This is a genomic window from Blastococcus sp. SYSU DS1024 (genome assembly GCF_054050795.1).
In genome coordinates this window covers 195848-208991 of the sequence record NZ_JBJHAA010000004.1, presented here as the reverse complement: position 1 = coordinate 208991, position 13144 = coordinate 195848, and the positions used below count along the sequence as shown (strand labels likewise).

Annotated in this window: 16 protein-coding genes; 4 read left to right on the top strand and 12 right to left on the bottom strand. The window is 74.2% G+C overall.

All coding sequences use genetic code 11. The features are described from left to right. Window positions 1–5: 5 nt before the first annotated feature. Window positions 6–488, top strand: a complete 483-nt coding sequence (locus ACI79S_RS05855; protein WP_456592497.1) for a hypothetical protein — start codon at window positions 6–8, stop codon at window positions 486–488. Between the two features lie 23 nt (window positions 489–511). On the opposite strand, the gene ACI79S_RS05850 is transcribed toward ACI79S_RS05855, so the two are convergent. From ACI79S_RS05850 to sodN, 6 genes are all read right to left on the bottom strand, one after another. After that, window positions 512–1294 (bottom strand): HAD-IIA family hydrolase, encoded by a 783-nt coding sequence (locus ACI79S_RS05850; protein ID WP_456592496.1) that lies wholly within the window; start codon window positions 1292–1294, stop codon window positions 512–514. A gap of 23 nt (window positions 1295–1317) precedes the next feature. Next, a complete protein-coding gene (locus tag ACI79S_RS05845; protein ID WP_456592495.1) occupies window positions 1318–1800 on the bottom strand; it encodes an N-acetyltransferase family protein in 483 nt (160 codons plus the stop codon). After that, window positions 1797–2624 (bottom strand): CDP-diacylglycerol--serine O-phosphatidyltransferase, encoded by an 828-nt coding sequence (gene pssA / locus ACI79S_RS05840; protein WP_456592494.1) that lies wholly within the window; start codon window positions 2622–2624, stop codon window positions 1797–1799. The genes ACI79S_RS05845 and pssA overlap by 4 nt, the downstream gene beginning before the upstream one ends. A gap of 10 nt (window positions 2625–2634) precedes the next feature. After that, window positions 2635–3312, bottom strand: a complete 678-nt coding sequence (locus ACI79S_RS05835) for a phosphatidylserine decarboxylase (RefSeq protein ID WP_456592493.1) — start codon at window positions 3310–3312, stop codon at window positions 2635–2637. Window positions 3313–3361: 49 nt separating this feature from the next. Next, window positions 3362–4588, bottom strand: coding sequence for a PP2C family protein-serine/threonine phosphatase (locus tag ACI79S_RS05830; protein ID WP_456592492.1), 1227 nt, complete (start codon window positions 4586–4588; stop codon window positions 3362–3364). Window positions 4589–4814: 226 nt separating this feature from the next. Continuing rightward, entirely contained in the window at window positions 4815–5219 is a 405-nt protein-coding gene (gene sodN / locus ACI79S_RS05825; protein ID WP_456589260.1) for a superoxide dismutase, Ni, read from the bottom strand. A gap of 51 nt (window positions 5220–5270) precedes the next feature. Between sodN and ACI79S_RS05820 the strand changes: the two genes are divergently transcribed. Further along, on the top strand, window positions 5271–5669 hold the full coding sequence (locus ACI79S_RS05820) for a S26 family signal peptidase (RefSeq protein WP_456592491.1): 399 nt from the start codon (window positions 5271–5273) through the stop codon (window positions 5667–5669). Here ACI79S_RS05820 and ACI79S_RS05815 read toward each other — a convergent pair. Beyond that, window positions 5655–6257 carry a dTDP-4-dehydrorhamnose 3,5-epimerase family protein gene (locus ACI79S_RS05815; RefSeq protein ID WP_456592490.1) on the bottom strand — a complete coding sequence of 201 codons (603 nt, stop codon included), beginning with the start codon at window positions 6255–6257 and terminating at the stop codon, window positions 5655–5657. The genes ACI79S_RS05820 and ACI79S_RS05815 overlap by 15 nt on opposite strands. 53 nt (window positions 6258–6310) lie before the next feature. On the opposite strand from ACI79S_RS05815, the gene ACI79S_RS05810 reads away from it, so the two are divergent. Further along, the gene (locus ACI79S_RS05810; RefSeq protein ID WP_456592489.1) at window positions 6311–7507 is read left to right on the top strand and encodes an NAD(P)-dependent malic enzyme; all 1197 of its coding nucleotides are present in this window, start codon (window positions 6311–6313) and stop codon (window positions 7505–7507) included. Here ACI79S_RS05810 and ACI79S_RS05805 read toward each other — a convergent pair. From ACI79S_RS05805 to ACI79S_RS05795, 3 genes are read right to left on the bottom strand one after another with little or no spacing between them, the layout of a single operon-like run. Beyond that, entirely contained in the window at window positions 7497–8936 is a 1440-nt protein-coding gene (locus tag ACI79S_RS05805; protein ID WP_456592488.1) for a pyridoxal phosphate-dependent decarboxylase family protein, read from the bottom strand. The genes ACI79S_RS05810 and ACI79S_RS05805 overlap by 11 nt on opposite strands. Continuing rightward, window positions 8933–10276 carry an MFS transporter gene (locus ACI79S_RS05800; protein ID WP_456592487.1) on the bottom strand — a complete coding sequence of 448 codons (1344 nt, stop codon included), beginning with the start codon at window positions 10274–10276 and terminating at the stop codon, window positions 8933–8935. Before ACI79S_RS05800 ends, ACI79S_RS05805 begins: the two co-directional genes overlap by 4 nt. Window positions 10277–10296: 20 nt before the next feature. Further along, the gene (locus ACI79S_RS05795) at window positions 10297–11484 is read right to left on the bottom strand and encodes an RtcB family protein (RefSeq protein WP_456592486.1); all 1188 of its coding nucleotides are present in this window, start codon (window positions 11482–11484) and stop codon (window positions 10297–10299) included. Between the two features lie 76 nt (window positions 11485–11560). On the opposite strand from ACI79S_RS05795, the gene ACI79S_RS05790 reads away from it, so the two are divergent. Further along, a complete protein-coding gene (locus ACI79S_RS05790; protein WP_456592485.1) occupies window positions 11561–11857 on the top strand; it encodes a hypothetical protein in 297 nt (98 codons plus the stop codon). A gap of 7 nt (window positions 11858–11864) precedes the next feature. On the opposite strand, the gene ACI79S_RS05785 is transcribed toward ACI79S_RS05790, so the two are convergent. Both ACI79S_RS05785 and ACI79S_RS05780 read right to left on the bottom strand, forming a co-directional pair. Further along, complete coding sequence (locus ACI79S_RS05785) at window positions 11865–12578, bottom strand: metal-dependent hydrolase (RefSeq protein ID WP_456592484.1); 714 nt, start codon at window positions 12576–12578, stop codon at window positions 11865–11867. A 61-nt stretch (window positions 12579–12639) separates the two neighbouring features. Next, window positions 12640–13110: a hypothetical protein gene (locus ACI79S_RS05780; protein WP_456592483.1), complete on the bottom strand. Its 471-nt coding sequence runs from the start codon at window positions 13108–13110 to the stop codon at window positions 12640–12642. Window positions 13111–13144: the final 34 nt, after the last annotated feature.

The following is a 13144-nucleotide window of genomic DNA, read 5'->3' as shown; positions in this document are numbered from 1 at the left end:
TCGTCGTGACCGAGGACCGCGGAGCGCCCACCCCGCCGCCCCGTCGCCTCGCCGACCGGCTGTTCGGCGCCACGGCCGCGCAGCCGGCGCCGCGCCCCGCCCTGCCGGCGGCGGAGGCGCCGCCGTCGCTGCGCCGGGCGGCGCTGGTGGTGGCCCTGGAGGCGCTGGCGTTCGCGGTGGGCGCGCTGGTGCTGCTCTACCTCACGCTGGCCGGCGCCCCGGAGAGCGTGCCTCGTGCGCTCGCCGAGGTGGTGCTGGCCGCGCTGGCCGCCGGTGTGCTCGGGGCGGGGGCGCGGGGCCTGTGGCGGGTCGCCGGCTGGGCCCGGGCTCCGGTGGTGGCGCTCCAGCTGTTCCTGGGGCTGACCGGCTTCACGTTCGCCTTCTCCGCGCAGCAGCCGCTGATCGGCCTGCCGATCCTGGTGCTGGCGGCCACGGTGCTCTACCTGCTGGCCGCGCCCGACTCGCGACTGGCGTACGAGGACCGCTGACGCCGCCGGCGCCGGACGTACGGCTACACCAGGTCGATCACGTCGGCGATCGAGTCGCACACGCGGCTGGGCCGGAACGGGAAGCGGCTCACCTCGCTCGCGGCGGTGGACCCGGAGAGGACCAGCACCGTCTCCAGGCCTGCCTCGATACCGGCGACGACGTCGGTGTCCATGCGGTCGCCCACCATGATCGTCGACTCCGAGTGCGCCTCGATCCGGTTCATCGCGCTGCGGAACATCATCGGGTTGGGCTTGCCGACGAAGTACGGCTTGGCGCCGGTCGCCGCGGTGATCATCGCGGCCACCGACCCGGTCGCCGGCAGCGGGCCCTCGGGGGAGGGGCCGGTGACGTCGGGGTTGGTCGCGATGAAGCGCGCGCCGTTGCCCACCAGCCGGATCGCCCGGGTGATCGCCTCGAACGAGTACGTGCGCGTCTCCCCGAGGACGACGTAGTCCGGGTCGGTGTCGGTCATGACGTACCCGACCTCGTGCAGCGCGGTGGTCAGCCCCGCCTCGCCGATGACGTACGCCGAGCCGCCGGGCAGCTGCGTGGCGAGGAAGTCCGCCGTCGCCAGCGCCGAGGTCCAGATCGCCTCCTCGGGCACCAGGAGCCCGGTGCGGCTCAACCGGGCCGCGAGGTCGCGGGGCGTGAAGATCGAGTTGTTGGTGAGCACGAGGAACCGGCGCCGCCGCTCGACGAGGCGGTCGAGGAACTCCTTCGCACCGGGCAGGGCGTTCCCCTCGTGGACGAGGACCCCGTCCATGTCGGTCAGCCAGCACTCGATCGGTCCGCGTTCGGTGGTCACGGTCGAACGCTAGCGCCGCGCGGTCAGGTTCGGTCGCCGGAGGCGAACGACGCGAGCGCGCCGTCGGTCAGGCGGAACACGGTCCACTCGTCCATGGGGACGGCGCCGGCCGCCCGGTAGAAGTCGATCGACGGGGTGTTCCAGTCCAGCACCGACCACTCCAGCCGCGAGTAGCCGCGCTCGACGCAGACCTCCGCGAGCGTGCGGAGCAGCTCCTTGCCCAGGCCCGTGCCCCGGTGCCGCGGCTGGACGTAGAGGTCTTCGAGGTAGATGCCGTGGGTGCCGCGCCAGGTGGAGAAGTTGAGGAACCACAGGGCCGTGCCCACGACCTGGCCGGCGCGCTCGGCCACGTGACCGAAGAGGGCCGGGGACTCGCCGAACAGGCATTCGGTGAGCTGCTCCTCGGTCAGCCGGACCTCGTGGAGGGCCCGCTCGTACTCGGCGAGCTCGCGCACCAGCCCGACGACCGCGGGGACGTCGCCGGGCCGGATCGGCCGCACGCTCATGACAAGGCCTCCTTCACCCGTCCGGGCACCAGCCGGCCCAGCGGGGAGAGCGCCGGGACGAGCACCGGGGCGAGCAGGTAGCCGTAGGCCAGCAGGCACCCGGTGACGACGGGGAACAGCGCGAAACCGACCACCAGCAGCACCGCCGTGGCGACCAGCCCGTAGGGGCGGCCGCTCTTGGGGCTGACGAGCGAGCGGAACGAGCGGAACCGGATGTTGGTCACCATCAGCACGGCCGGGACCGCGACCACCAGCAGGACCCAGAGGCGGTCGCGGCCCTGCATGTCGTCACCGAAGGCGAACACCGACGCGAGCACGACACCGGCCGCGCCGGGGCTGGGCATGCCGATGAAGTACCGCTTGTCCGCCGTCGGGTCGATGGTGGTGTTGAAGCGGGCGAGCCGGATGGCCGCGCACGCCACCCAGAGGAAGCAGACCACCCAGCCCAGCGGGTCCCACTCGTCGCGGCCCTCGGAGAACAGCGTGAACGCCAGCAGCGCCGGCGCCAGGCCGAAGGAGACCAGGTCGGCCAGCGAGTCGAACTGCAGGCCGAAGGGCGTCACCGCACCCACCAGCCGGGCGACGGCGCCGTCGGTGATGTCGAACAGCACCGAGAGCCCGATCAGGACGGCGGCGAGGGTGTACTGGCCCCGGATGGAGACCAGGATCGCGCCGAAGCCGCACAGCATGTTGCCGAGGGTGAACAGGCTGGGCAGCGTGGCCAGGGCGCGGCGCCGGCTCCCCCGCACGGAGCCGCGGACGAACTCGACGGTGGCCGTGCGACGGGTCGGTGGACGGCGCTGACCGGACGCGGAGCTGGGCACGCCGATCCCTTCAGCCGGCCGAGGGCCAGCGGGCGATGACGGTCTCGCCGCCCCGCACGCGCTGGCCCTTCGTCACGGTGAGGGTGCACTCGCGCGGCACGAAGACGTCCATGCGCGAGCCGAACTTCATCAGCCCCATGCGTTCCCCCGTCGCCAGCGTGCGGCCCGGCCCGGTGCGGGTGACGATCCGGCGCGCCAGCACCCCGACGATCTGGCGGAAGACGACCGTGCGGTCGCCGTCACGGAGCCGGAGCTCGCTGCGCTCGTTTCGGTGCGCCGATTCCTTGCGGTACGCCGCCAGGAAGCTGCCCTTGCGGTAGGAGCTCTCCACGACCTCGCCGCGGTAAGGGGAACGGTTCACGTGCACGTCGACCACCGACAGGAAGACGCTGACCTGCTGCCAGCCGCCCTCGGGGGCGTCGTCGGGGGCCACGCCCTCCTGCGGCTCACCGGCGACCATGACCACGCCGTCGGCGGGGGAGAGGACGTCGTCCGGGCCGGGCGGGGTGGTGTCGCAGCGGCGGTCGGGGTCGCGGAAGAAGACCGCCATGTAGGCGGACAGCCCGAGGAGGGGCCAGGTGGCCAGGCGGGGCCAGCGCCGGCCCGTGGCCCGGGCTCCCGCGGCGAGCAGGGCGGCAGGGGCCAGCGGTCCGGTGATGAAGGGCCAGCCGGCAGGGTCGATGCGCATCGTGTGCGAACGCTACCGGTCGAGTGGCGGCGGGGACCGGAGCCGCCGGTCAGGCCGGCGCGGAGGCGCGGCCGGGGTCGGCGCCGAACGCGCTGGCCCGCCTGCGGGGTGGCCCCCCGTACCAGTCGAGGCACAGCATCGTGGCGTCGTCCCGCAGGTCGCCGCCCGTGGCTCGCAGGACCGCCGCCCCCAGCTCCTGGACGACCTCCCGCGGGTGCAGGGCCGCACTGTCGGCCAGGGCGGCCGCGACGTCGAGGGAGGCGGCGTTGCGCTCGAGCATGCCGTCGGTCAGGAACACGACCCGGTCGCCGGCCTCGAGCGGGAAGGACTGCACGGCGAACCCCCTGTCCGGCACCACGCCGAACGGGGGCTCCACGGCCAGCTCGACCTCCGTCACCTCCCCGTCGCGGAGGCGCAGCGGGAGGGTGTGCCCTGCGTTGACGATCGTCGCGACGCCGGTGCGCAGCTCCACCCGCAGGAGCTGGCCGGTGACGAAGTGGCCCGGCTCGGAGCTCTCGGCGAGCGCGTCGTTGGCGTACCGCGCCTGACCGGCGAGGTCCAGACCCCGGCGGCGCCCGTTCCGGAGCGCCCCGACCAGCAGCGTCGCGAGGAGAGCGGCCTCGACCTGGTGGCCCACCGCGTCGGTGATCGACAGCTGAAGGCAGTCACGGTCCAGCGTGTAGTCGAAGGTGTCGCCGCCCACCGAGCTGGCCGGCTCGAGCCACCCGGCGAGGGTGAACTGCCCGGCCTCGCAGGTGTAGGAGGCCGGCAGGAGCCGGCGCTGGATCTCCGCGGCGAGCGCGAAGGGCGTGGAGCGCTGTCCCCACTCGAAGACGTCGGTGTGCCGGCGCGCGGCGATGAGCACGTAGGCCAGCGCGTGGGCGGCGCTGCTGATGTCGGCGACCTCGTCGCTCGACGGGTAGCGGGGGAGGTCGAGTTCCAGCACCCCGATCGCGTCGCCGCGGTCGGTCACCGGGACGACCATCCGGGCGCCGTCGTCGATCGACTGCACGTCGGCCAGCTGGGTCCGCAGGACCTGCTCGTACCGCGACCCGGGCAGCGGGAGCGTCTCGGCCTGCTCCACGCCGTGGCTGCGCGCGCCGTCCACGCGACCCGCGGAGGTCAGGCGGATGACGGCACGCCCGCTGAAGTCGGCGAGGAGCAGCGTCACCGCGGTCGCGTCGACCATGGCGCCCAGCTCCGCCGCGACGACCTCGACGGCCTCGATGGGGGCTGCCGCCTCCACCTTCTGCAGTACGGCGCCGACGTCGATCAACGGAGACTCCTGACTCGGGCATCGGGACGTCCCGTCGCGTCCACGGTCCGTCCTGGGTGCCCGGACGGACCCGCGGGTATACGTGCTGTTCACCACGGACATCCGCCGTCCGGAGGGCGGACGACGGACGGCGCCGGCCGACAGGAGTCGACCAGCGCCGTCCGAGGTGCGGCCCCGTCCCGAGGCTCACCCGAGCATGCGAGGGGTGAGGAGGACGGGGTGTTCGTCAGGCCGCGGCCTTGGTCTCCCAGAAGATCTTGTCGATCTCGGCGATGTAGTCGAGCAGCTTCTGACCCTCGGCGGGGTCCATGCTGCCCTTGCCGCCGGCCGCACCGGCCTGCTTCGTGGCCTTGTTGAACAGCTCGTGCAGGTGCGGGTACTTCTCGAAGTGCGGGGGCTTGAAGTAGTCGGTCCAGAGCACCCACAGGTGGTGCTTGACCAGGTCCGCCCGCTGCTCCTTGATCATGATCGCGCGGGTCCGGTAGACCGGATCCTCGTTGCTCTGGTACTTCTCCTGGATGGCCTTGACCGATTCCGCCTCGATGCGGGCCTGGGCCGGGTCGTACACGCCGCAGGGGAGGTCGCAGTGCGCGGTGGCCTCCACGGCGGAGAACATGCGGAACAGACGCATGAGAGGTGCCTCCGGGGTCGTGGGGATGGATCTTCTGCGACCCTACCCGCGGTGACCAGCGTGAACACGTCGGGCGGTCGCGGCCCGGAGAGCCTTCCCGGGCTGGCGACACGCTGGGTGCTGGCCCGGGTGACCGGCCCGTCGATGTCCCCCACCGTCCGCCACGGGGACCGGTTGCTCGTGCGGCGGCTGCCCGTCGGGTCACCGGTCCGCGCCGGTGACGTCGTGCTGGCCCGGTTCCCGGCCCGACCGGAGCTGCTGGTGGTCAAGCGGGTCCACCGCGCCGTCGACGGCGGGTGCTGGGTCGAGGGCGACAACCCGTTCGTGACCGACGACAGCCGGTCCTTCGGTGCCGCCGTCGCGGTGGGCCGGGTGGTGGGCCGGCTCTGGCCGCGACCCGGCCGGCTCCCCGACGCCCCTCCGCCGGGTCCGCGCTCAGATCTCGCGTAGCTGCGCGTACCGCGCAGCGCACTGGGCCATGGTCGGCAGCACACCCTGGTCGCGCGCCTGCGTGAGGGTGGGTGCGTCCCGGTCCTTGGCCGACAGCTCCAGATCGAGGTCCGCCGGCCAGGGCAGGTCCAGGTCGGGGTCCAGGGGTGAGACGCCGAACTCCCGGCCCGGGTCGTAGGGCGAGGAGACCAGGTAGGTGACCGAGCTGCGGTCGGCCAGGGCGACGAACGCGTGGCCGAGCCCTTCGGCCAGGTAGACCGCGCGCGGCTGCTCGCTGTCGAGCAGCACCGCGTCGTGCACGCCGAACGTGGGGGAGTCGACGCGCACGTCGACGACGACGTCGAGCACCCGGCCGGCCGGGCAGTAGACGTACTTCGCCTGGCCGGGGGGCACCAGGGCGAAGTGCACGCCGCGCAGGACCCCCGCGCCGGAGACGCTGTGGTTGGCCTGCGCGAGGGTCAGCGGGTGTCCCACTGCCTGGGACAGCAGGTCGGCGCGGTACCACTCCGTGAAACGGCCCCGCGCGTCGCCGTGCGGCGTCAGGTCGATCACATAACTGTCGGGCACGGCGAGCTCGCTGATCTCCACCTGCGCACCGTAGCGACAGACGGGCCTCCGGCCGTGGTTACGCTGCTGTGCCCATGAGCGGGAATCCGGCCTCCGTGGACCACGTCAGCACCGATCGCTTCGCCGCCGACCCGGCGTTCGCGGTGCACGAGGGCGGCAAGCTCTCCGTCTCCTCCACCCGCTCGATCGGCTCGATCGCCGACCTCGCCCTCACCTACACCCCCGGCGTCGCCCGGGTGTCCAGCGCGATCGCCGCCGAGCCGGCGCTGGCCCGCCGGTTCACCTGGGCACCGCGCGTCGTCGCGGTGGTCTCCGACGGCACCGCCGTCCTCGGGCTGGGCGACATCGGCCCCGCCGCCTCGCTGCCGGTCATGGAGGGCAAGGCCTGCCTGTTCAGCGAGTTCGCGGGCCTCTCGTCGGTGCCGATCGTGCTCTCGACGACCGACGTCGACGAGATCGTCGAGACCGTCGCCGCGATCGCGCCGTCGTTCGGCGGGATCAACCTCGAGGACATCAGCGCCCCCCGCTGCTTCGAGATCGAGGCCCGGCTGCGCGAGCGGCTGGACATCCCCGTCATGCACGACGACCAGCACGGGACCGCGATCGTCGTGCTCGCCGCGCTGCGCAACGCCGCGGAGGTGGTCGGCCGGGAGCTGGGCGACCTGCGGGTCGTGGTCTCCGGCGCCGGCGCGGCGGGGGTGGCCTGCACGAAGATCCTGCTCGAGGCAGGGGTGGGGGAGATCGCCGTCGCCGATTCGCAGGGCGTCCTGCACCCCGGCCGTGACGGGCTGACCGGTACCAAGCGGTGGCTCGCGGAGAACACCAACCCGTCGGGGTTCGCCGGCTCCATGGTGGCGGCCCTGCGCGGGGCCGACGTCTACCTGGGGGTCTCCGGGGGCTCGGTCCCCGAGGAGGCGATCGCGTCGATGGCGGAGAACTGCATCGTGTTCTCCCTGGCCAACCCGACGCCCGAGGTGGATCCGCAGATGGCCGCGAAGTACGCCGCCGTCGTCGCCACCGGCCGCAGCGACCTGCCCAACCAGATCAACAACGTGCTCGCGTTCCCGGGGGTCTTCCGCGGCGCGATCGACGCCGGCGCGACCAGCATCACCGAGGAGATGAAGCTCGCGGCCGCCGCCGCCATCGCCGGCGTCGTCGGCGACGACCTGCGGCCCGACTACATCGTGCCCAGCCCGCTGGACCGCCGGGTCGCGACCGCCGTCGCCGAGGCCGTGGGCGCCTGCGCCCGGGAGCAGGGGGTCACCCGCTGAGCGCGGGTCGGTAGACCCGCCCCAGCACCCCGGCCAGCAGCCGCTCGGCGACCGGCCGGGGGAGCGCCGCGACCAGCGCGTGCACCGGCGCCATGCGCTCCGGGAGCGAGCCGCCGGAGATCCCGGCCAGCTCCAGCAGCGCCTCCACCTCGGCCACCGTCAGCGCCGCGGGGTCGATCGTGGCGGCGGCGGCCACCAGCTCGGGGTCGGGTACCGGGCGGGGGAGCGCGGCGGCCGCCCGGGCGGCGTCGGCGAGATCGGCCAGCAGGGCCGCCACCCGGTCGGCGGTGGCCGCCGTGACGGTGAGGTGCAGGGTGGCGGGCAGGTCCCCGCCGTCCTGGGCGAAGGGCGGCTGCGGCTGCAGCAGCCAGCCGCGGGCGGTCATCTCGTCGGCGAGGTTGAGGACGTCGACGCCGTCCGGGCCGTCCGCGGCGAGGGCCACGAGCGTGGTGGCGGGGCGCCCGACCACGCGCACCCCCGGGATGTCGCGCACGCCGTCGACCAGCGTGCACGTGGCCCGGCGCGCGCGGGCGGCGAGCTCCCGGTAGCCGTCGTCGCCCAGCCACCGGTGCACCGCCCAGGCGGCCGCCATCGCACCGGCCGGGCGGGTGCCGGCCAGGGTCGGGTTGACCACGGGATAGCCCGGCCAGCCGGCGGTGGTGAACCAGTGCGCGTGCCGCAGCTCGGGGGTGGCGGTCAGCAGCACCGACACGCCCTTGGGCGCGTAGCCGTACTTGTGCAGGTCCACCGACAGCGACGTCACCCCCGGCACCGACAGGTCGAAGGGTTCCGGGACGTCGTCCAGGAAGGGCAGGACCCAGCCGCCGATGCAGGCGTCCACGTGGCACGGCACCCCGGCGCGGGCCGCGAGGCCGGCGATCTCGCCCACGGGGTCGAGCACCCCGTGCGGGTAGGACGGCGCGCTGACGACCACCAGCACCGTGCGCTCGTCCAGCTGCCGCACCACCGCCGACGGATCGGCCCGGCAGGTCTCCGCGTCGACCGGGATGTCCACGACCTCCACCTCGAACAGGTGCGCGGCCTTGCGGAAGGCCGCGTGGGCGGTGACGGGCAGGAGCAGCCGGGGGCGTCCGGCCCCGCCCCGGGCACGCCACTGCTCGCGCGCGGCGAGGACGGCGAGCTCGCAGCTCTCGGTGCCGCCGCTGGTCAGCGTGCCCACGGCGTCCGGCCCGCCGCCGAGCAGTCCGAGCGCGGCGCCGACCAGGTCGTTCTCGATGCGGGCCACACTGGGGAAGGCGGTCGGGTCCAGCGCGTTCGTCCACTGGAACGCCGCCTGGGCGGCCGCCGCCAGCTCCTCGACCTCGGCGCGGCCGGAATCGTAGACGTAGGCCATGGTGGCGCCCCCGTGGGTGGGCACGTCGCCGGCCTGCAACGCGGTCAGCTCGGCGAGCACGTCCTGCGGGTTCACGCGGGGACCTCCTGGGCGGTCGCGGGGGTCAGGCGGTAGCGGGCGAGCACGGGCAGGCTGGCCAGGACGAGCACGGCGGGCAGCACGCTGAAGCCGAGCCGGACGGCGGTGAGGGCGGTCGAGGACTGGGTCACCGTCTCCCCACCGGTGGAGGAGACGTAGCCGGCCAGCGCGAGCAGTCCGCCGAGCAGCCCCGGGCCGATCGCGAGCCCGAGGGTCTCGGCCGCCGTCCAGACCCCGGTGAACACGCCGGCCCGCCGCCGGCCGGACGCAGCCTCGTCGGCGGCGATGACGTCGGGCAGCATCGCGAGCGGGAACATCTGCATGCCGGCGTAGCCGATCCCCACGAGGACGACCAGGGCCAGCACCAGCCCGGTCCCGCCGGCGTCGCCCACCGCCAGGGCCGCCGCCGCGGCCGCGAAGAGGGTGGCCGCGGCGAGCAGCCCGGTGCGCTTGCCCACGGTGCGGCTGACCCGCAGCCACAGCGGCATCACGAGGATCGCCGGGCCCACCAGCGCGGCGAACAGCAGCGACCCGGCCGCCGGATCGCCGAGGACCTGGCGCGAGTAGTACGGCACCCCGGCCAGCATCACGCCGATCCCGAGCGCCTGGATCACGAAGCCCACGAGCAGCACCCGGAACGGCCGGGACCGCCAGGCCAGCGCCAGCGCGGCGCCCAGCCGTTCCTCGCTGCGCACCTGCGTGAGCGTCGGCGCCCGCCGGGTCCCGGCGACCGCGCCCAGCATGCCCACGGCCAGCAGCACGGCCACGAACACCGCCATCGCCAGGTGGCCGCCCCGCCCGCCGCCGGCCAGGTCGACCACAGCGGGCGCCCCGGCGCCGGCGAGCAGGATGCCGACGGCCAGCGCCGCGACGCGCCACGACATCAGGGTGGCCCGCTCCCCGGCGTCGTCGGTGATCTCCGCCGGCTGGGCGACGTAGGGCACCTGGAACAACCCGTAGGCGGTCGCCGCCAGCAGGAAGGTCACCGCCACCCAGAGGGCGGCCAGCGCCGGGGGCGCGCTCGGCCCGGCGAACACGAGCACGAACAGCAGGGGCAGGGTCAGACCGCCCGCGAGCATCCACGGCCGACGGGGGCCCCAGCGGCTCACCGTGCGGTCCGACCGGCTGCCGATCCACGGGTTGAGCCAGACGTCCCAGGCCTTCGGGAGGAACACCACCAGGCCGGCGATCCCGGCGGCCACGCCGAGCACGTCGGTCAGGTAGTAGAGCAGCAGCAGCCCGGGCACCGTCCCGAACGCCGCCGTGCCGATCGAGCCCAGCGCGTACCCGAGGTGGACGCCCCGGTCGAGCCGGGGACCAGGTGAGACGGCCGTCACAAGTGCTGCACGGTAGCGGCTCAGTCGCCTTTGACGTTCACCAGCTGGCGCAGCGTGTGGCGCACCTCCACCAGGTCCGCGGCGTCGGCCATGACGACGTCCACGTCCTTGTAGGCGGCGGGGATCTCGTCGAGGAACGCGTCGCTGTGCCGCCACTCGATACCGCGCATCGACTCCTCGAGCTGCGCGCGGGTGAACGTCCTGCGCGCCTTCGTGCGCGAGAACACCCGGCCGGCGCCGTGCGGCGAGCTGTTCAGCGACTCCGGGTTGCCGAGACCGGTGACGACGTAGCTCGCCGTCCCCATCGAGCCCGGGATGAGCCCCGCCTGCCCCTTCTCCGCCTGGATCGCGCCCTTCCGCGACACCCAGAGCTGCTCGCCGAAGTGCTTCTCGTGCTGGCTGAAGTTGTGGTGACAGTTGATCCGCTCGAGCTCCGGCGTGCTGTCGGCGCGCATGTGCCGGGCCAGGCAGTCGGCGACCCGGTCCATCATCTCCTCGCGGTTGAGCAGCGCGAAGTGCTGCGCCCAGCGCAGCTCGGCGACGTACCGGTCGAACTCCGGGGTGCCCTCGTCGAGCCAGGCGAGGTCGCGGTCGGGCAGGTCCAGGCCGTCCCGCCGGGCCCGCTCCTGGGCGATCGCGATGTGCTTCTGGGCGATCTTGTTGCCCACCCCGCGGCTGCCCGAGTGCAGGAACAGCCAGACGCGGTCGCGTTCGTCGGCGGTCACCTCGATGAAGTGGTTGCCCGAACCGAGGCTGCCCAGCTGCATCGCCCAGTTCGGTGCCGTCGTCGTCACCGAGGCCAGCACGCGGTCGCCGAGCTCCTCGGCCTTCGCCTCCAGCTCCTCGACCCGCCGCCGGGCGGTCGCGGTGAGCTTCTTGTTGTACCGGCCCGCCGACAGCGGGACCGCCCGCTCGATGTCCCCGCGCAGCGGTGCCAGGGAGCCGCGCGCCCGCACCTCGTCCACCGACCAGGGCGTGCGGACGGCGATCATGCCGCAGCCGATGTCGACGCCGACCGCGGCCGGGATGATCGCCGCCCGCGTCGGCAGCACCGACCCCACGGTCGCGCCCTTGCCGAGGTGCGCGTCGGGCATCAGCGCCACGTGGGGGTCGACGATGTCGAGGGAGGCGGTGCGCTCGGCCTGCCGGCGGGTCTCCTCGTCGAGGATGCTCGCCCAGTTCAGGAGTTTGTCGGACAGTCTTTCCACCTCTGGAGTCTGCGGGTCCCGGCCGATCACGGCGAGCCGTTTGTCCCAGGGGCCGATCGCGGGTACGGGGGCGCCCATGGGAGCGAGCAGGGCGGCCGTCGCCGCCTCGGGTCAGTGGATCGATCCCGACGACGGGATCCGGTACCCCGCCGGGGAGGTGCACGCCTGGGAACGCGGGCGCAACGAGACCGCCTGCGGGCTGTCGCTGCACAGGTCGCGGCTCACGCGCTTCCCGCACGTCGGCTGGCCCGACGCGCAGCCGGAGTCGGGCCGGCACGCCGAGGAGGTGCAGGAGGTCTGCCGCCGCTGCCGGGCCGCCCAGGGCGCTCGGCGCGACGACCGGGGGTGGACGCGCACCAACCCCCGACCGTGAGCCGTGCTCAGCCGGCGCTGAGCAGCCGGTCGACCAGCGGATCGACGGCGCCGCGCAGCTCGGTGTTGGTGTAGACGAACGCGAGCGTCGCCACGACGAACAGCGGCACCAGCGCCACCTTCTCGATCGTGGCGCCGGTGCGGATGGGGGAGAGGGCCAGCCGCTTGCGCCGGGCCAGCCAGAGCAGCGGCACCGGCACCCCGGCGGTGGTGATCGCGTCGCCGGCGATGTGGGTGAGCACGCCCGCGGCGACCGCCCAGGGCAGCCAGGCCGGTGGCGCCATGTGGTCCAGCAGCAGCCAGGCGCCGCCCCAGGACAGCAGCAGGTTGCCCAGGATGGTCGTCTCGGTCCGGCCGGGGATGACGAAGTGCAGCGCCCGCAGCGCCAGCCCGATGGCCAGGGCGAGGACCAGCAGGCTCGACCAGAACGCGCCGGAGGCGGCCGCGGCCAGCGCGCCGAAGGCCAGCGGGGCGAGCACGGCGTCGTGGGTGCCCCAGCGGTGGCCGCCGGCCAGCGCACCGATCGCGCCTGCGGGTACGTCGGTGACCGGGCCCCACATGTCCGAGACGGTGGAGCTGCGGTGGTCGAGGTCGGGGAGCATCGCGAAGCCGCCGACGGCGGCGATCCAGGCGCCTTGTGCGACGGCTCCCTGGACGGGGGCCCACGGCAGGGTCGCGGCGCCGGCGGCCAGGCCGGAGAGCGCGTGCGAGTGACCGAGCATGAGCCCAGCGTCCCGCCACGCCGCTCGGTAGGCGGGAGGCGGGGCGGCGTGTCCCCGTCGTTCAGTCGTCGAGCAGGTGGCGCAGCAGCCGCTCGGGGGCGTCGAAGAAGGTCTGCCAGTCCCGCACCACGTCCAGGTCGGCCCACGGGCGCTCGGTGAACCCCGCCTCGTCCAGCTCGTAGACGCGGGCGCCCGGCAGTGCGGCCAGCACGGGGGAGTGGGTGGCCAGCAGCACCTGGGACCCGGTCGCCGCGACGCCGTGCAGCAACGCCATCAGCCGCAGCGACGACCGGAACGACAGCGCCGACTCCGGTTCGTCCAGCACCCACAGCCCGCGTTCGAGCGTGCGGGACTCGAGGAAGGCCAGGAAGCCCTCGCCGTGGGACCGAGCGTTGAGCGGGATCCCGTCGAAGGGGCGCAGCTCCACGGCCGTGCTGTCGATGCCGGCGAAGACGTCGTGCATGGCCTCGCCGCGCAGCCAGACGCCGCCCTGCGGCCGGGGCGTTCGCCGACGAGTTCCAGCTCCCGCCACAGCTCCGCGTCCTCGGTGGCGGGCAGCGGACCCC